This window comes from Hyphomicrobiales bacterium (assembly GCA_017642935.1).
Lineage (GTDB): Bacteria > Pseudomonadota > Alphaproteobacteria > Rhizobiales > MH13 > MH13.
Map to the genome: position 1 here is coordinate 1,874,276 of JAEPOK010000001.1, position 18,921 is coordinate 1,893,196.

At 56.8% G+C, this 18,921-nt stretch carries 16 protein-coding genes; 13 read left to right on the forward strand and 3 right to left on the reverse strand.

Annotated elements, in window-relative coordinates; genetic code table 11:
* Window positions 1-59: 59 nt before the first annotated feature.
* Together JJ917_08905 and JJ917_08910 are read right to left on the reverse strand one after the other, a co-directional pair.
* Window positions 60-1,133 (reverse strand): ABC transporter permease, encoded by a 1,074-nt coding sequence (locus JJ917_08905; protein MBO6698936.1) that lies wholly within the window; start codon window positions 1,131-1,133, stop codon window positions 60-62.
* Window positions 1,130-2,656 (reverse strand): sugar ABC transporter ATP-binding protein, encoded by a 1,527-nt coding sequence (locus tag JJ917_08910; GenBank protein MBO6698937.1) that lies wholly within the window; start codon window positions 2,654-2,656, stop codon window positions 1,130-1,132. Before JJ917_08910 ends, JJ917_08905 begins: the two co-directional genes overlap by 4 nt.
* Window positions 2,657-2,851: 195 nt before the next feature.
* Between JJ917_08910 and JJ917_08915 the strand changes: the two genes are divergently transcribed.
* The 13 genes from JJ917_08915 (at window position 2,852) to JJ917_08975 (ending at window position 16,587) form a co-directional block, all read left to right on the forward strand.
* The gene (locus tag JJ917_08915; protein ID MBO6698938.1) at window positions 2,852-4,117 is read left to right on the forward strand and encodes an S-methyl-5-thioribose kinase; all 1,266 of its coding nucleotides are present in this window, start codon (window positions 2,852-2,854) and stop codon (window positions 4,115-4,117) included.
* Complete coding sequence (gene mtnA / locus JJ917_08920) at window positions 4,114-5,220, forward strand: S-methyl-5-thioribose-1-phosphate isomerase (protein MBO6698939.1); 1,107 nt, start codon at window positions 4,114-4,116, stop codon at window positions 5,218-5,220. The genes JJ917_08915 and mtnA overlap by 4 nt, the downstream gene beginning before the upstream one ends.
* Entirely contained in the window at window positions 5,220-7,250 is a 2,031-nt protein-coding gene (locus tag JJ917_08925; protein ID MBO6698940.1) for a bifunctional aldolase/short-chain dehydrogenase, read from the forward strand. The genes mtnA and JJ917_08925 overlap by 1 nt, the downstream gene beginning before the upstream one ends.
* 8 nt (window positions 7,251-7,258) lie before the next feature.
* Entirely contained in the window at window positions 7,259-8,224 is a 966-nt protein-coding gene (locus JJ917_08930; GenBank protein ID MBO6698941.1) for a sugar-binding transcriptional regulator, read from the forward strand.
* Window positions 8,225-8,283: 59 nt separating this feature from the next.
* On the forward strand, window positions 8,284-8,919 hold the full coding sequence (locus JJ917_08935) for a glutathione S-transferase (protein MBO6698942.1): 636 nt from the start codon (window positions 8,284-8,286) through the stop codon (window positions 8,917-8,919).
* A gap of 271 nt (window positions 8,920-9,190) precedes the next feature.
* Complete coding sequence (locus JJ917_08940; protein MBO6698943.1) at window positions 9,191-10,036, forward strand: glycosyltransferase family 2 protein; 846 nt, start codon at window positions 9,191-9,193, stop codon at window positions 10,034-10,036.
* A gap of 295 nt (window positions 10,037-10,331) precedes the next feature.
* On the forward strand, window positions 10,332-11,105 hold the full coding sequence (gene rfbF / locus JJ917_08945) for a glucose-1-phosphate cytidylyltransferase (protein MBO6698944.1): 774 nt from the start codon (window positions 10,332-10,334) through the stop codon (window positions 11,103-11,105).
* Entirely contained in the window at window positions 11,102-12,154 is a 1,053-nt protein-coding gene (gene rfbG / locus JJ917_08950) for a CDP-glucose 4,6-dehydratase (protein ID MBO6698945.1), read from the forward strand. Before rfbF ends, rfbG begins: the two co-directional genes overlap by 4 nt.
* On the forward strand, window positions 12,151-12,708 hold the full coding sequence (locus tag JJ917_08955) for a dTDP-4-dehydrorhamnose 3,5-epimerase family protein (protein ID MBO6698946.1): 558 nt from the start codon (window positions 12,151-12,153) through the stop codon (window positions 12,706-12,708). The genes rfbG and JJ917_08955 overlap by 4 nt, the downstream gene beginning before the upstream one ends.
* Window positions 12,705-13,934 (forward strand): class I SAM-dependent methyltransferase, encoded by a 1,230-nt coding sequence (locus JJ917_08960; GenBank protein ID MBO6698947.1) that lies wholly within the window; start codon window positions 12,705-12,707, stop codon window positions 13,932-13,934. The genes JJ917_08955 and JJ917_08960 overlap by 4 nt, the downstream gene beginning before the upstream one ends.
* Window positions 13,931-14,785, forward strand: a complete 855-nt coding sequence (locus tag JJ917_08965; GenBank protein ID MBO6698948.1) for an NAD(P)-dependent oxidoreductase — start codon at window positions 13,931-13,933, stop codon at window positions 14,783-14,785. The genes JJ917_08960 and JJ917_08965 overlap by 4 nt, the downstream gene beginning before the upstream one ends.
* A 40-nt stretch (window positions 14,786-14,825) precedes the next feature.
* The gene (locus tag JJ917_08970; protein ID MBO6698949.1) at window positions 14,826-15,815 is read left to right on the forward strand and encodes a methyltransferase domain-containing protein; all 990 of its coding nucleotides are present in this window, start codon (window positions 14,826-14,828) and stop codon (window positions 15,813-15,815) included.
* Window position 15,816: 1 nt separating this feature from the next.
* The gene (locus JJ917_08975) at window positions 15,817-16,587 is read left to right on the forward strand and encodes a cephalosporin hydroxylase family protein (GenBank protein MBO6698950.1); all 771 of its coding nucleotides are present in this window, start codon (window positions 15,817-15,819) and stop codon (window positions 16,585-16,587) included.
* 165 nt (window positions 16,588-16,752) lie between these two features.
* On the opposite strand, the gene JJ917_08980 is transcribed toward JJ917_08975, so the two are convergent.
* Window positions 16,753-18,681, reverse strand: a complete 1,929-nt coding sequence (locus JJ917_08980) for a polysaccharide biosynthesis protein (protein ID MBO6698951.1) — start codon at window positions 18,679-18,681, stop codon at window positions 16,753-16,755.
* Between the last annotated feature and the right edge of the window lie 240 nt (window positions 18,682-18,921).

The window sequence follows — 18,921 nt, forward strand, 5'->3', positions numbered from 1 at the left end:
TGTTTCTTTGTCTGACGCGCCATTGTTCCGAAAACCGGTTCCCACTTTTCAGATGGCGCTTAATGCCCCCCGCCACGCTTGCGCGTGGAAAGGGCAAAGGTGAACATGAGCGCGACGACAAGGACGCCGCCTTTGACGAAATCCTGGGTGTAGTAAGGCGCGTTCATCATGGTGAGGCCTTGCAACAAAACGCCGACGAACAGCGCACCAATGGCCGTGCCGAAGGCGTTGGGTTTGGCAGCGCCGAGCACAGCAAAACCGATCAAGGCGGCCGCCACACTGTCGAGCAGCAGATTGTTGCCAGAGGCGATGTCGCCACGCCCGAGACGAGCGGCCAGCAAGATACCTCCGATGGAGGCCATGACGCCGGAGATCATGTAAGCAGTGATCTTGTAGCGATTAACATTGGTGCCAGCGAGCGCGGTGGCGCGCTCATTGGAGCCGATGGCGTACATCAGGCGGCCATGACGGGTAAGTTCCAAAAACACCCAGACCAGGAGTCCGACGATCAGAAATACGATCACCGGTACCGGGATCAAATCTTCCAGCACGAAGTCAAACCGGTGCCGGCCCAGCCAAAGGAAAGCGGGCGAAAAGACGCCTTCAGCCACGTCGCCACCCGGCAAGGTCATGCCGGTGGAAATGGAGCGCCCCTCGGTCGGGATGCGCTGTAAGCCGATTAGCAGGAACATCATGCCAAGCGTCGCCAAAAGGTCTGGAACGCGCATTTTCACAATCAACAGACCGTTGATGAGGCCAACAAAGGCCCCCATCATCAGACAGGCCAGCACGGCCACAAACGCCGACTGTTCGAGCACCACCATCATGTAGGCCGAGAGCATCAGCGCTGATGTTGCAACCGACCCGATGGAAAGATCAAAGCCGCCCACGACCAGCGTGCAGGTAACGCCAAGCGCCAAGATGCCCGTGATCGCCACGGACTGGAAGATGAAGGCAGCAGAACGCGGACCCGCAAAACCATTGGTGGCGAGCGAGAAGAAGACGATCAGACCCAGTAGCAGGCACAAAAAACCATACCGGATGGCCAGGTTCACCAGCGTCTGCGACCGGTCGACACTCGGGGGAAGAGGCTTTGCGGTATCAGGTTGGGAGGTCTGCGTGTCGGTTGTCATGAAGCGTGTGTTTCTATGTTGGAAGACTGGTTTGCCTGACCGGACACCTGCGCCAGCATAGCGCCCAAGTCGACATCCTCATTGCGGTGCTCGCCCACCAGGCTGTGCTCGTAAAGGACAAGAATGCGGTCAGCGATTTCGAGCGCCTCATCCAGTTCGGCAGCAAAAACGATGGTCGCACGCTCGCTGGCGGTATCGCGGATGGAGCGGCCAATGTCGCGGCGGGCGCGGATATCCACGCCCTGGAAAGGCTCATCGAGCACCAGAAGCTCACTGGCTTCAGCCATCCAACGGCCAACCATCACCTTTTGCTGGTTGCCGCCCGACAGCGTGCCGATATCGTCGGCGGGTGATTGGCAGACCACGCCCAGCTGGTCGATCATCGATTGTGTGGTCCGCTTTTCGCTGGCCCTGCTCAAAAAGGAGAGAGGGGCATGGCGGGCGGTGAACGGCAAGGTGAGATTTTGCGTGATATCGAAGGTTGGGATAACGCCATTCGACGCGCGGTCTTTGGGCGACATAAACACACCAGCGGCGATGGCAGCTTCTGGTGAGGCGGGTGTGTAGGCCTTACCGGCCAAACGCATCTGGCCAGCGAGCGGCTTCTCCATGCCGAACAGGATCGAGGCAAGCTTGGTCTTGCCGCTGCCCAACAGCCCGGTGATCGCCACCACCTCGTTGCGGTGGATCGTCAAAGTGATCGGTGCGCCGCCTTCAGAGAGCTTCAAGCCGTCCAGTTCGATCACGGGCTCGCCTTCGGTGGCGACGTTGATGTCGACTGCTGTCATGGCATGGCCAAGCATGGCCGTAACAGCGCCTTCATAGTCGAGCGGCTCGGTTTCGAACGTGCCAGAAATCTGACCATCGCGCATCGAAATGATGCGGTCGGCGATGCGGCGAATGTCCGACATACGGTGCGAGATGTAGAGGATCGCGACGCCAGTTTCACGCAAGTGATCGAGCAGCTTGAAGAGACGCTCAGCTTCCGTGGCCGAGAGCGATGAAGTCGGCTCATCAAGGATGAGAACTTTCGGATCCTTGGCCATGGCGCGGGCGATAGCAATCAGCTGGCGCTCGGCGACACCCAAATCAGAAACCTGCGTGCGCACATCAATGTCCAAGCCCATGGCCGACGCAATTTTGCGTGCATCCTTACGCAGCTTGCCCTGGTTGATGAAGAAACCTGCACCCGGCTCGTTCAGGCGGTCGAGCATCAGGTTGGAAGCAACGTCAAGGTCAGGGATTACGCCATCATTGATGGACTGGTGGACGGTGACCACGCCAGCTTCAATCGCCTGGCTGGGGGATGCGGGGGAAAACGATTCGCCAAACAGTTCGATGCTGCCGCCATCGCATGCATGCACACCGCAAAGAATTTTCACCAATGTGGATTTGCCAGCGCCGTTCGCGCCCATCAGCACGGTGATCTGACCGGCTGGGATCGTAAGATCGATGCCCCGCAAAACGCGGTTTGGCCCAAAGGCTTTTTCGATTCCGACGACGCGGCACGCGGCGTGTTGCATAGGCTGGTGGCCCGTTTGTTGTTCGCCCATGGTTTGTCCATGGTTGCTCCCTGAGGATGATCGTGAGCGCCCAAATGGCAAAAGTCAAGAGCACTTGACAAATGGCGAATTGGACGACCAGACTTGCGGTTAATGAATAAGGTTCGAGCAGGCGCACCCACCAAATGAGGTGTGCAGCATAGGAGGAACGAACCCGTGGCGACCACTCAAACTCCACATGACTATAAAGCGCTCAGCGTTGAAACGCTGCCTGGCCGGCTTGTCGGCGTAGCTGACCTTTCAACACGCGTTGGGGCCGATCCGGCCAGTTGGTCAGTTGAAGAAGTTGGCGATGGCAATTTGAACCTGGTGTTCATCGTCACTGGGCCATCTGGCCGCGTGGTGGTGAAGCAGGCCTTGCCCTATGTGCGATTGGTCGGCGACAGCTGGCCGCTTCCATTGAAGCGCGCCTTCTTTGAATTTCACGCTCTGACACGCCAAGCCGCACGTGACCCTGGCATGGTGCCCGACATCTACCATTTCGATGAAGCTCAAGCGCTGATCGTGATGGAGTATCTGTCACCGCACATCATTTTGCGTGGCAAGCTGATCAAGGGCGAAAGTGTCGATGGTTTGGGCAAGGCGCTCGGGCTGTTCTGCGCCCGCACCGCCTTTCGCGGCTCTGACCTTGCGATGAACGCCGGCGAGAAGAAGGCTGATACGGCTCTATTCACTGGCAATGTGGAGCTGTGTGACATCACCGAGCAGTTGGTGTTCACCGACAGCTACCATGACGCTGAGCGCAACCATCACACGCCTGAGCTTCAGCCGGTCGTCGATGAGCTACGGGCCGATCCCGCGCTGAAGGCTGCCGCACAGTTCATGCTGATGCGGTTCACGTCGGGCGGCGAAACGCTGATGCACGGCGACCTGCACACCGGCTCGGTGATGTGCACTGACACCGATACGAAGGTGATCGATCCCGAATTCGCGTTTTACGGCCCGCTTGGTTTCGACCTTGGGATGCTGATTGCGAACTATCTGATGGCCTATTTCAGCCAGCCTGCCCATCGCTCTGCCGATGAGCTGGACGGCTATCAGAACTGGCTTCTCGACGTCACGCGCGAGACCAGCATAACCTTCCACGCCGAGTTTGCTCACCTCTGGGCCAACGAACGCACGGGCATTCTCTATCCCCCGGCGCTTTTGGAAGATCAGGGTCAGTCTTCAGACGGCGCGCGCGATGCGCTGCTCAACCACATCTGGAACGACGCGATGGGCTTTTGCGGCGTGGAGCTGCACCGGCGCATCCTAACGCTGGCGCACAACGCTGATTTCGAGACCATTGAGGACACCGCTGCGCGCGCCAAACTGGAGGCGCGAAGCCTCGATCTTGGTCGCGCCATCTTGCTCAAGCGCCCATCCAACGTTGACGAGCTAATCGCGTTGGCGCGGGAAACGAACGCAAAGGACCTGCTATGAAAGTCGATGGCACGCACTACCGCTCCATCTGGTACGATGCGGACACCGATGAGGTGCGCATCATCGACCAGCGCTGGCTGCCGCATGCGTTTAAGATCGTCTCGCTGAAAAGCCTGGAAAGCTTTGCCACAGCCATCCGCGACATGTGGGTGCGCGGCGCCCCGCTGATCGGAGCGACAGCGGCCTATGGCATGGCCGAAGAGATGCGTCGTGATCCCTCCGACGCTGCGCTGAACAGCGCCTGGGATGTGCTCCACGACACGCGCCCCACCGCGATCAATCTGAAATGGGCGCTGGACAGGTGTAGGACATATTTGCAGCCGCTGGCGCCCGCCGACCGGGCTGACGCTGCGATGAGGCTAGCGCACGAGATCGCTGACGAGGATGTTGAGATCAATCGGATGATCGGCGTCCACGGGCTAGAAATCATCAAACAGATCGCGGCGAAGAAACCCGCTGGCGAGCCGGTGCGGTTGCTGACTCATTGCAATGCCGGTTGGCTTGCGACCGTCGACTGGGGCACCGCCACCAGTCCGATGTATCACGCGGCCAATGCTGGCCTGCCGATCCATGTTTGGGTGGATGAAACCCGCCCGCGCAACCAAGGCGCGCTGACCGCCTGGGAGGTGGGCAGCCACGGCATCAACCACGCCTACATTACCGACAATGCAGGCGGCCATCTGATGCAGCACGGGCAAGTGGATATGGTGATCACCGGCACCGACCGCACCACGGCGCGCGGCGATGTCTGTAACAAGATCGGCACCTATCTCAAAGCGCTCGCCGCCCATGACAATGGCGTGCCGTTTTATGTGGCCCTGCCCTCACCCACCATCGATTGGACGGTGCAGGATGGGGTGAAGGAAATTCCCATCGAAGAGCGCCCGGGCCGCGAAGTTTCGCACATTCAAGGCGTTTTGGCAGATGGGTTGATTGGCGAGGCGCAGGTGTCGCCTGATGGATCACCGCTTGGCAACTCAGCCTTTGACGTGACCCCTGCTCGTCTCGTCACCGGCCTCATCACCGAGCGCGGCGTTTGCGAGGCGTCGCCAGAGGGCTTGGCCACGCTGTTTCCTGAACGCGCGGCGGCCGAACCGATATGATCGACAATCGATGGAGTGATGCAGACGCGCAAGCGTGGGTGGATGCGCTTGGGCCCGATGCCAGCGAGGCCGATAAAGTGTTGGCCCATCGCGTCTACACAAGCCAGATTATTGGCCAGAACCCCGACCTTGTGATGCATGGCGGGGGCAACACGTCTGTGAAGGTGACGCGGCCTGATTTGTTTGGTGAGCCGCAGCGCGTTCTGCATGTGAAGGGTTCAGGCTGGGATCTTGATACCATCCAGGCGCCTGGTCTGCCCGGGGTTCGTCTTGACCCACTGCTTGCGCTGCGCGCGCTTGACGCTCTGTCGGACGAAGAGATGGTCAATGTCCAACGGCAGAACCTGCTTGATTCCACCGCGCCGAACCCGTCCGTTGAGACGCTGCTGCACGCCTTCCTGCCGCACACCTTTGTCGATCACACCCACGCCACACCGTTTCTGGTCCTGGCCAATTTGCCCAACGCCGAAGACGTGGCGCGGCAGATATTCGGCGGCCGGCTGGGCATCGTTCCTTACATCATGCCCGGTTTCGCTTTGGCCAAGGCGGCGGCGGAAGTCTACGATTCCAACCCCGATGTTGAGGGCTTGCTGCTGTTGAAGCATGGCCATTTCGCGTTCGGGCCAGATGCCAAATCCAGCTACGATCTAATTGTTTCGCACACCAATGAGGTGGCTGATTTCCTGAAAATGCAGGAAGCAACGTCGCTTCAGGTACGTTTGCCAGCCCAGGCTCCCGACGGGTTGGCACGATTGCGCGGTGCGTTGGCCGCGGACCATGCGGATGCCGCTATGCCGATCCTTGCGCTGCGCAACGGATCGGAAGTCATGACGTTCTTTGAGCGTAACGATGCCACCGATTTGGCGACACGCGGCGTTGCTTCTCCCGACCATGTAATCCGCACCAAAGCCAAACCGCTGGTGCTTTCGAAGGATGACCTTGCCTCACAGGAGGCGATCACGGCCAAGATCAATGCGTTCAAAGCGGAGTATGAGGCCTATTTCACCCGGCAGAATGCGCGCGTTGGAAACGACCGCAAGATGCTCTCCCCTAGCCCCAATTTGGTTTGGGCAGAAGGCTTTGGGCTGATCGGCATCGGATCATCAGACAAGGCGGCCCATATTGCTGCCGATCTTGGTGAGCAGAATTTGCGGGTTCGTGCTTTTGGCGAGGATGTTGGCGGCTTCAAACCCATCCAAGAGAACGATCTTTTCGACATGGAGTATTGGTCACTGGAGCAGGCCAAGCTCGGCAAGGGCAAGCCTGCCGCCTTTGCCAGCCGTGTGGTGATGGTCACCGGTGGAGGCGGTGCCATTGGACACGCGATTGCCAAAGCGTTTGCGGCCCTTGGCGCAAGTGTCTTTCTGGTGGATCGCGACAAGGACCAGCTGGCCGCAGCGTTGAAAAGCTTGGGCGCTAGCCATGATGGCCTGGCCCTAGATGTGACCGATCCTGATGCCGCCGAGCAGGCGATGGATCAGGTGACGCAGCGGTTCGGTGGGCTGGATATCTTGTTGTCCAATGCAGGCGCGGCGCTGAGCGGCGCGCTTGCTGATCTCACCGATGAGCAGTTGCGGGCGGCCTTTGAGCTTAACTTCTTCTCCCATCAGCGTTTTGCCAAGGAAGCAGCAGCTTTGTTTGCGCGTCAGGGACGTGGCGGGCAGATGCTCTTCAACATCTCCAAACAGGCGGTGAATCCGGGTAAGAATTTCGGCGCCTACGGCATGCCCAAAGCAACGACCTTCTTCCTGATGCGGCAGCTTGCTCTGGAGCTTGGAGATCAGGGCATTCGGGTCAATGGCGTCAACGCTGATCGTATCCGCTCCGGTCTTCTGACGGATGACTTCATCGCTGAGCGGGCCAAAGCGCGCGGCACCGATGAAGCCTCTTACATGGCTGGCAATCTGTTGAAGCGCGAAGTGGAGGCCCATCATGTGGCCGATGCTTTCACTGCCTTGGCGCACATGGAACGCACCACCGGCCATGTGGTAACGGTCGATGGCGGCAACATCGAAGCCGCTTTGAGGTAGGAGTCTGAATGCCGGACGGGAAGACAGCCAAGGATGCCAGCCACTCCGAGGCGCAGCTCGCCCATGTGGCCATGCTCTACTACCGCGAAGGGCTGACGCAGAGCGAGATCGCCCAGCGCATTGGTCTGTCGCGTGCAACCATCGTGAACTATCTGCGGCTCGCCCGTGACCTTGGCATTGTCGATATCCGCATTCGCGGCGAAAGCTTCACCGCCTCGCCGCTTTCGCGCAAACTGACAGAGCGGTATGGCCTGACAGACTGCTACATTGCGCATAATGATGTGGAGCCGCAGCGCGACGAAGGTGTGCTGGAACGGGTTGGGCAACTGGCAGCCTCGGCCATGCGTGATCTACTGGAGCCGCGCGACAAGCTTGGCATCGCTTGGGGTGAGACCATCCAGCATGTGGCGAACACGTTTCCCAACGGGCCGGTGCCGGGTCTCACTTGCTACCAACTGATCGGGTCGATGGATTTCAACGCGCTGTTTGCGCCTGAAGCCTGCACGATTGAGATTGCCCGGCGCACACTGGCGCCGTGCCGCACGCTGCACGCGCCTGCGGTTGTGTCTTCGGTTGATCTGGCATCGCAACTGCGCGAGGAACCGATCATTGCCCGGCAGTTGAACGAGCTCGCAGACCTCACCAAAGCATTGTTCTCGGTTGGTAGTCTGAGCCACCCGCTCACCCTGGTGGGCTCGGGCATGGCCACGCAGGATGAGCTCGACACCTATGTGGCAATGGGCGCCAAAGGCGTGTTCTGGGGGCACTTCATCGACAAGGATGGCAACTGGCTGGACGGCCCGTTAACAGGTCGGCTGGTCGGCGCGTCGCTAGACCAATTACGCGCCATCGCCATGCGTATGTTAGTCGCCTGTGGCAAAAGCAAACGCGAGGCTATCGAAGCTGCGCTGCACGGCGGGTATGCCACACATCTTGTGACGGACGAAGACACCGCTTCTTGGTTGCTGCGCTAGAGCGTTTCGCGTTGACAGCTCTTCTTTGATCGGTCGCTGCAGTGTAAACCAACGCCGTCATGACGCCTGTCCTCTACTCCTTTCGCCGCTGCCCCTACGCCATGCGGGCGCGCCTTGCCTTGCTGGTTTCAGGTGTTGAAGTCGAACTGCGCGAGGTCGTGCTGCGCGACAAGCCGCAAGCCTTTTTGGATGTGTCACCCAGCGCGACGGTGCCATGCCTCGTCACACCGACCGAGGTGATCGATGAAAGCCTGGACGTGATGCTGTGGGCTTTGAAGCAAAACGATCCGGACGGCTGGCTTGCCATGCCCGATGAGGGCCACGCTTGGATCGAGCGGGCTGACGGACCGTTCAAACAAGCGCTTGATCGCACCAAGTATGAAACCCGCTATCCAGGCACCGACCCTAATGCGGAACGCGACAAGGCCTCGGTTTTTTTGTCTGATCTCAATGCCCAGATCGACAGTTGGATGTTTGGTCGCGAGAGCTTAGCCGACAACGCCATTCTCCCGTTTGTGCGGCAATTTGCGTTCATCGATAAAGACTGGTTTGACGCCCAACCCTGGCCAAATCTTCAGGCCTGGCTGGAACGATTTTTGGATTCTCAACGCTTCACGGCCATCATGGACAAGTACCCAACCTGGAAGGACGGGGATGAGGCGACCTACTTTCCGCCGATTGTGGCTATGGAGTAGATCGGCGAAGGACGCCCACTCATGTCGCTTGGGTTTACAACGATATCCAGAATGGAAATCATGACCGCAAGGGGACAGAAAGCAGCTTGCAAACGCCCCAAATGATTGAAAGGCAGCCGGAGTTATGCTCAGCCATCTCGAGCGCGGATTGTTAGAAACCCGCCTAACACCTCGTTTTCGTTACCGATCAGAACCAGCCCCACGCTTTGCGTCGGCTGCAATCTGACCGTGCTGAACGACGACGAAAGTGTGTGCCCAAAAGGACTAAGAATTGCGAACAACAATTGGAGTGCCGGTGTACAATGGGGTCCAACTGATAGGTGAATGCCTGGAATGCTTGGCGGGCCAGAGCGCGGCAGAATTCCGCGTGATAATCTCCGACAATGCGTCAACCGACGGCACGTCTGATATCTGCCAAGACTATGCTAGCCGTTATGACAATTTTGAGCATCACCGTCATGCTCAGACCAGTGATGCTTTTGCAAACTTTGACTGGTTGCTCAGGCAAGCCTCGGACGAACTTTTCATGTGGCGCGCCCACGATGATCTATCCTCTGCAGATTATGTCGAGCGATTGCAGGCGCAGTTCACAGACCCCACTTGCCGCCTAGCGGTGGCGCAAGTCGAAACTCTGCGGGTCAAGCCTGATGGTAGCGTTCGACGCCGGCTAGCTCACCCACCCCGCAAATTGAGCGGCGGGCGAGGTTTTGGCATGGTCAAGGACCTCATGATGAGAGCACATGCAAGTTGGATATATGGGCTCTGGCATCGCCAAACGCTTAAAGATGCGTTTGACAGCGTTGGCGCAGATTATGGAGAACTGTGGGGCTGGGATCATCTTACCCTTCTTCCAGTACTCTTCAGTCAGTCCGTGCGGGCGGATTCTCAGGCAAGGTTTACCCAACGCATCGGTGCTACACGCGGCCCCTCGCTTGACCCTACCAGCGCGATGCGCAGGCGTAGGCAAAAGGCGCAGCGCGTTTTGCTTCAGCAGATCGAAGAGGCCGATCTGGGACCTATAGAGAGGTGGACGGCACTGGTGCTGGCGCCGCTATGGCTGGACAAGCGCATTCACTCGCGCTCAGATCTTCTCAAACTGAGCCTTAGGGGGCGTTAAGGGGTGCGCAATCCACTACCGCATTGTGTGTAAAGGTTACCGTATCTCCCACGCCCCGACTCGGTCCCAGACTTGGAGCGGCGCAAAGATCCTCAAAAAACAACCGTTGATGCATCGGCCGCTGCCTGGCGCACCGGTTGGGTAAACCTATGGCAGAGTAGACATGCCTTGGAGATGATGAGACATGCCATTCCTCGGCGTCAAGCATACAACCCAAACCAATTGCCTGAAACCCATCCGGCTCTGAATGGCAATCGCGCCGTTCAACTGCAAATTGAGCACGAGGTCGATCCAGATGAAAGTTGTTATCCTTGCGGGTGGCTTAGGCACCCGAATCTCGGAGGAAACTCATCTGCGCCCCAAGCCTATGATAGAGATCGGCGGGCGACCTATCCTCTGGCATATAATGAAGAGCTATTCAGCACACGGGATGAACGACTTTATCGTGTGTTGTGGCTATAAGGGCTACGTAATCAAGGAATATTTCGCCAATTACTTTCTGCATATGTCTGACGTCACGATCGATATGGCGCAAAACAAGATGGAGGTTCATCAGCAAAAGGCTGAGCCGTGGCGAGTTACCCTGGTCGACACTGGCGAAGCGACGATGACTGGAGGAAGGCTGAAGCGGGTTGCGCCGTATTTGCTGGGCGAAGAGGCTTTCTGTTTTACATACGGTGACGGTCTAGCAGACATTGACCTTACAGCGGAGATTGAGTTCCACCGATCTCATGGGAAGCTTGCGACTGTATGCGCTGTCCAGCCGCCTGGGCGCTACGGAGCACTCGCCATCTCGCGAGGACAAGTGTCAGGTTTTGTCGAAAAACCACGGGGAGATGGGGCCTTAATCAACGGAGGTTTCTTTGTGCTCTCGCCTAGGGTGATAGAATTCATTGAGGATGACTCAACACCTTGGGAAGGCCAGCCCCTTAGGCAGTTGGCGGAAGGTGGGCATGTCATGGCCTTCGCGCATTCGGGATTTTGGCAGCCAATGGACACCTTGCGTGAACGGACTGCGTTAGAAGAGTTGTGGGCCTCGGGCAAAGCACCCTGGAAGGTTTGGGATTGAGCAGTGAATTTTGGTTTGGCCGCAGAGTATTTCTGACAGGTCACACAGGCTTCAAGGGTGGCTGGCTTGCGCTCTGGTTGGCGCACATGGGCGCCGACGTCTTTGGCTATGCCTTGCCGCCTGAGCATGCAAGCGGAGTGTACGCCACATCTGATGTGGCATTGCGGTTGGCCGGCGAAACCCTAGCGGATATCCGCGACGGACAAGCGCTGGCGATGGCCCTGCGGCAAGCGAAACCGGAGATTGTGTTCCATCTCGCCGCGCAGCCCCTTGTTCGCGCATCCTATCGCGATCCATCAGAAACTATGTCAACCAACGTCATGGGCCTAGTGTCGCTTTTCGAAGCGATACGCGCCACCTCTGACGTTCGAGCGCTTGTGAACGTGACATCCGACAAATGCTACCAAAATCAAGAGTGGGCTTGGCCGTACAGGGAGAATGAGGCTCTGGGCGGTCACGACCCATATTCGGCCAGTAAAGCGTGCGCTGAAATCATTACCGAATCCTACCGCAATGCCTTCTTTGCCGATACAGGTGTGGCCGTGGCAACGGCACGTGCTGGCAATGTAATTGGCGGCGGCGATTATGCCGATGACAGGCTCCTGCCCGATTTTCTGCGCGCAACTGACCAGGGGAAACCGCTTGTTGTGCGAAATCCCGAAGCGACCAGACCATGGCAGCATGTTCTTGAGCCGCTGTCTGGGTATATGACGCTAGCCCAGGCATTGGTGGAGAAAGGCTCATGTTTCGCCGAAGCCTGGAATTTTGGTCCAGGTCCGCATGATATCATCACGGTCCGGCAAATCGCCGATACACTGTGTGACAAGCTCCCCAAAGCGTCGTGGACCCTTTCAGAAGATTCGCATCCTAAAGAGGCGCAAAGCCTGGCGCTTGATAGCACCAAGGCGCGGGCAAGATTGGGCTGGTCTCCTCGTTGGCAGATAGATACGGCATTGGCGCGTTTGCTTGACTGGCACGTTGCATGGAAAGCCGGGTCAAACATGCTGGACGTTACGCTATCGCAAGTTACGGACTATGAGGCGGCATGAGCAGTCGTTTCACTGCCGAGCAAACTCCCCTTGATGGTGTGGTTCACCTCAAGCGCAATCCAATTGGTGATACTCGTGGGTTTTTGGAGCGCCTTTTCTGCATCGATGAGATCGATGCCTGGGGTGGTCGCGCTGTCGAGCAGATTAACCGCACGCGCACACTCAGTCGTGGCACCTTGCGTGGGCTGCATTTTCAATATCCGCCCCATGCAGAATGCAAATACGTGACCTGCCTGTCTGGAAAGGTATTCGATGTGGCCGTCGATCTACGGCTTGGAGCAACTACCTATGGCGCATGGTTCGGCGCAGAACTGTCTGGCGATGCTCACAACGCGCTCATCATTCCGGAGGGATATGCTCACGGCTTCCTGACATTGACGGATAACGTAGAGATGCTCTACCTGCACAGCTCCGCGCATAGCGCTGCGGCGGAGGGCGGTGTGAACGCACTTGATGCGATGCTAGGCATCGATTGGCCGATGCCCATTGTGGAGCGATCTGCGCGCGATAAGGCGTTGCCTCTCATGAGAGATTTTCAGGGCATATCCCAATGAGCTGCCGGTTTTGTGGCGCGCCGCTTTCGCTTGATTTCCTCGACCTCGGCTACCAGCCACCGTCCAACGCATACCTGCCGTTGGAGGCACTATCGCGGCCCGAAACGACGTATCCCTTGCGGCTGTACGTCTGCCAGACGTGTTGGCTTGTACAAACAGAGGATTACACGGCTGCGGACGAGGTGTTCACGTCAGATTATGCCTATTTCTCGTCCACATCGAAAGGTTGGTTGGCCCACGCGAAGGGATATTGCAACGCGATGTCGTCGAGATTGGCCTTAGGAAAAGAAAGCTTCGTTGTCGAAGTTGCCTCCAATGATGGCTACCTCCTCAAAAACTTCACCGCAAATGGCATTCCCTGCCTTGGCATCGAGCCGACTGACAGCACCGCCGATGCCGCAGAGGAAAGCGGTGTGCCAACGCTACGACGTTTTTTCGGAGCAGCGCTGGCAGGTGAGCTTGTTGAAAGCGATCGCGCCGCCGATCTGGTTATCGGAAACAATGTCTTTGCGCACGTACCAGACGTGAACGACTTCACAGAGGGTCTTGCACTGCTACTAAAGCCAGATGGAGTGGTCACGCTTGAGTTCCCGCACCTAATGAAGCTGGTTGAGTTTGGCCAGTTTGATACGGTCTATCACGAACATTTCTCTTACCTTTCGCTGGTAACAACACAACGGATTTTCGAGCGCGCCGGTCTTCGCGTGTTTGATGCGGAGGAATTGCCTACTCATGGAGGGTCGCTGCGGATATACGGATGTCTGAAGGACTCAAACCACCCGATCAGTTCATCTGTCACGGCTATCCTGGACGAGGAACGTAAGCGCGGCATGGAAACGGCTTCCTTCTACGAGGGTTTCCAGAAGCGCGCCGAGGGCATCAAGAACCGGCTGCTCCAGTTCCTGTTGGAAGCGCAAGAGCAAGGTTCAACCGTGGCGGGTTACGGCGCGGCGGCTAAGGGCAATACAATCTTGAACTTTGCCGGCGTTAAGCCGGACCTTTTGCCCTTTGTTTGCGATGCTGCCGAGGCCAAGCAAGGCATGTTTTTGCCGGGCAGTCACATCCCGATCCATCCGCCAGCAGCGCTACATCAGAATCCGCCAGACTATGTGCTTGTTCTGCCCTGGAATATCTCATCTGAAATACAAGAACAGCTAGCCGAGCTATCCGCGAAGGGCACGCGCTTTGTGACCGCGGTGCCTGAACTGCATGTGACGCCGGCATGAAAGTGCTACTTACAGGAGCCACGGGTTTCGTCGGGCGCTCCATTGTTGATGCCATGATCGCCCGAGGCATTGATATCCGGGCAATCGTGCGCGGTGAAAAGCCGCTCCCTTCCGCAGCGGTTGAGCGCGTTCAGACTGCGGACCTGTTTGCCGAAACCCCTGCTTTTTTTGCCCGTGCCATGGACAGCGTTGATGCCATTGTTCACGCTGCCTGGTATGTTGAGCATGGGACCTACGTTACCTCGCCAAAAAACCTGGCGGCGCTCATGGGTACGGTGCGATTAGGGCAAGCTGCGCTCGAGGCTGGCGTTCCACGGTTTGTCGGACTGGGAACCTGTTTTGAGTATGATCTGACCGCGGAAATGCCGCTGTCGTCGGAAACAAAGCTTGCACCATCAACGCCATACGGCGCGGCAAAGGCTGCGGCTTATCTGGCTTTGTCGCGTGCGTTTGAGCAGGCCGGTTTATCCTTTGCCTGGGCACGTTTGTTTTACTTGTATGGTGAAGGCGAGGACGCTCGCCGGTTTGTTGCCCACATCAAAGCGCAACTCGAAGCGGGCAAGCCGGCAAAAATGTCCAGTGGCCGACAGGTTCGCGACTATTTGCATGTGGAAAAAGCCGGCCGTTTGATCGCGGACCTCTGCTTGGACGATACCCAAGGCGCAGTAAACGTCTGCTCCGGGCAGAACCAAAGCTTGGCAGACCTTGCGCGCAGCATCGCTGCACCCTTGGGGCGAGAAGACCTGCTTCGCTTCGGTGCCCTACCGGACCGGATTGGCGACCCACCAGTCATCACTGGGGTCCCCTATGTTCCTGACGAAAAGATCGTAGATGACCGAAACCACACGTGAACTCTACCGCCAGAGCGATCTGCCCATTTTTCAAAACCGGATGTATGAAAGTGCCCAGGCTGGGCGCGATTGTCCTAAAGGCCAGATGCGACTTGTCGAGGACCTTGCCACCGGATTGGTGCGCAATGCGGCGTTTGACGCCTCGCTGATGGACTATGACGCTGCTTACCAAAATGAACAGGGAAACAGTCGGCGTTTTGCTGAACATCTGAGCGACGTCGCCGATTTGATCCTTGAAAAAATTGGTCGCGATGGATTGATTGAAATTGGCTGCGGCAAAGGGCTTTTTTTAGACTATCTCTGGGGCCGTGGGGCGCAAGCAAAAGGTTTTGACCCGACTTATGAAGGGGACAGCCCACTTGTGCAAAAGGTCTATTTCTCAAGCGATCTGAATATCAAAGGGCGCGGGCTCATTTTGCGCCACGTCCTGGAACATGTTGAGGACCCTGTGAGCTTTCTCTTTGAGCTCGCCGCGGCAAACGGCAATGAGGGCCTGATTTACATTGAGGTCCCCTGTCTGGACTGGATATTGGAGAACCGTGCGTGGTTTGACGTGTTCTACGAGCATGTCAACTACTTTCGTTTGAACGATTTCAAACGCATTTTTGGTCGTCTCGTTCATGCTGACCGCACATTTGGCGGCCAATATCTTAGAGTTGTTGGTGATCTCTCAACGCTTCGGCGACCCACCTACGTCCCCTTGGATGCAGTGCACTTTCCAGAAGATTTTGTAGACAGCCTCACAAAGGCCGCAACCTCGTCTCCCCCAATTGCCGTATGGGGTGGGGCATCCAAAGGCGTCATTTTTTGCCTTTTCATGGAACGCGCCGGTTGCAAGATCGGTCGGGTGATCGACATCAACCCCGCCAAGCAGGGGCATTTTCTTCCGGGAACGGGATTGCGCGTGATGTCGCCAGAAGAGGGCTTGGCCGATCTGTCTGAAGGCAGCGTGGTACAGGTCATGAACCCCAACTATCTGGAAGAGATACGCCAAAGTTCGCCAAAGCACCTCCAGTACAAGGCCCTTTGATATGTCCGATTTTAATGCAGAAGTTGCGGAAAGGCTCGCGGCTGCCAAAACCAATGACCAACTTTGCACGGCACGAGACCGATTTTTGCAAGCGTCAATCGCGTCGCACTATTCCTATAACTTTTTTTGGATGGGTCGCCCCATTATCCAATACCCGCAAGACATGGTGGCGGTTCAGGAACTCATTTGGCGTGTGAAACCTGATCTCATCATTGAGACCGGAATTGCGCATGGAGGCTCATTGATCCTCTCGGCATCCATGCTGGCGCTGTTGGATTACTGCGATGCGATCGAGAACAACGAAGTTTTGAATCCCAAGAATCCCAAGCGACGGGTTCTGGGCGTGGACATCGACATCCGTGCGCACAATCGAAGAGCTATTGAGCAGCATCCGATGTCTGGCCGGATCGAGATGCTTCAGGGGTCCTCTGTGGCTGCGGACATCATCGACAAAGTGGCAACGCGTGCCGCGCGGGCGGAACGCGTGATGGTCTTTCTGGACAGCAATCACACGCATGATCATGTGCTACAAGAGCTACGGGCGTATGGCCCCATGACAAGTGCGCAAAGCTACTGCGTCGTGTTTGACACCGTGGTAGAAAAACTCCCTTCAGAACCCTTTAAAGACAGACCCTGGGAGGTCGGGGACAATCCCATGACAGCGGTTGATTCCTATCTGGATGAAACATCCTTGTTTGAAATCGACCACGACATAGACGCAAAATTGCAAATTAGTGTCGCCCCACGTGGATACCTTAGACGCGTGGAATAAAGTTCTCCGGATTGGCCGTAATTGTGTTGGGCGATTAGCTCGGGTGCAAGCGAGGAAAAACGCCGAGGCGCAAGCATCCATTTCAAATTTGGACCGTGGTGTTTTGCAGGGAGCTACACCATAACCGGGTGAGGTGCCCTGAGAATCGACGTTATCGGGCGCTGGCTAAGCTGGCTGCTTCTGCCCCGGAAACTGGATCAGCGTGTGCTCGCCGGTTTGATTGCTATGAAACCCCGTCACGTAGTTCCTAGCTACGGCCCGGACCAATGCGCGGTCTCGCCGCTCCACAGCCAAGCTCACCTGTTCGAGCATCGATTTGGTTTCACTTTCAGGTTGACCGCTTTCCTGCGCTCGTAAAATCTTTTCGTGAGGGGTCTTGATCAGGGTTTTGTTGTCGATCAGCAACTCTTCATACAGCTTCTCGCCAGGCCGCATGCCGATCAATTCGATCTCGATGTCGCCATCGGGATGCACAGCATCACGCAACGTTCGACCGGACAGCTCGATCATACGACGCGCAAGATCCATGATCTTGATGGGCTCTCCCATGTCGAGCACAAATAGGTCGTTTCCCTCGGCGTAGGCTCCAGCCAGCAAGACCAATCGCGCTGCTTCCGGTATGGTCATAAAGAACCTAGTGACCTGCGGATGAGTGACGGTTACTGGCCCGCCGTCCGCAATCTGTTTGGTGAAAAGAGGGACCACCGAGCCCGATGACCCCAGCACGTTGCCAAATCGCACCATTGAGAACCGGGTTGTTTGACACCGTCTTTGAGCGTCGCTGACGACCAGTTCCGCCAGTCGCTTTGTGGCGCCCATGATATTGGTCGGTCGAACGGCTTTATCGGTGGAAATGAGAATGAACCGTTCAACGTTGGCAGCAACGGCGGCATCGCAGACGATCTTGGTTCCCAGGACATTGTTGCGGGCACCTTCTACCTCATTTTCCTCAATAATGGGTACGTGTTTGTATGCGGCTGCGTGCAAGACGACATCAACGCTATGCTGCTTCAAAACGGCCTGAATGGCTGTTAGGTCAGTAATGGAGCCCAGGCAAGATTCGACCGCTACACCCCGTTCACCAGACCCCGGCTTGATCAGGCGGTTAATCTCGTAAAGAGCTGGCTCGCTTCTTTCGAACAGAACGATTTTTGACGGCTGACAGTTCAAGAGTTGCAGGCAAAGTTCCGCGCCGATTGAACCGCCTGCGCCAGTGACCATGACGCAGCGACCAGTATAGGCTTCTGTAATCTCGGGCGTGTTGAGGTCGACCCTGTCGCGTCCCAGGAGCTCGTCGGTTGTCACCGTGCGCAGGTCACTGACCGTATTCTTTCCCGACACAAGGTCAACATATGACGGAACAACCTTCACATCGCAGCCGATGGCTTTGAGCCTTTCAATCATTTCAGCCTTGCGGCTGATCGAAAGGGATGGAATGGCGATCAAGACCTGCCGGATCCGGCCCGTTTGAGCCGCTTTTTCCAACACAGATGGCGGCTTCACACGCGTGCCGGAAACAATCAGATTGTGCAAAGCTGGATTGTCATCGACAAACATGACAGGGACGACTTCACGCGACTGTTTTAACGATGCAGCCAACTGAATGCCTGCGGACCCCGCGCCGTAGATCGCCACTGGAACACGGTTTTCTCCGAGGACTGATAAGGCTTGCAGCAAGCGAAGCGCGATAAGGCGCGTAATGATCGCCAAAATGAAAAAGATCGCACCAAAATAAATCGGAACCGAGCGCGGGAAACCTGCTTGAAGGAAAAATGCGCCGACCGATGCGAGCAGCATGATACTGAGCGAGAAACCAGCTATCCGAAATATCGCATCCAGATCGATGGCGTGCATTTTGATGCGATGGAGTTTAAAAAAGAACAGAAGCAGCCCACACGCGCCCAGCACGAAGAGGCTGTCGAGAATTTCCACGCGTTCAAATGGATTGAAAAGTCCCAACCAGCCATCAGCATCAAAGATGCCGAGCCTGAAGCCAAAGGCGGCCCAGAAAGCGATGGGCAACAGCAATAAATCAGTGCCGAAAATAAGGGCCGATTTTTTTGCTCGTGAAAGCTTGCTGGGGTCGAAAATCATGATGGGGACTCGACAACATGGAAAAGCTGGGCAGATACCAAGGTCATGTTCTTTCAGAGAGACATTTTATCGCTAAGCGGTCACGACTGGCTCTATATGCCAAAACCAACGATTAAGTCTTTGAACAACAGCGCCGTTGGATCACTGTTGGCAGCAACTGGCAGGTTCTGATGAAGATGCTTCCCCTTTGCATCATCCAACCATGATTGGCAACGATTCGCGCAACATCTCAAAGCAGCT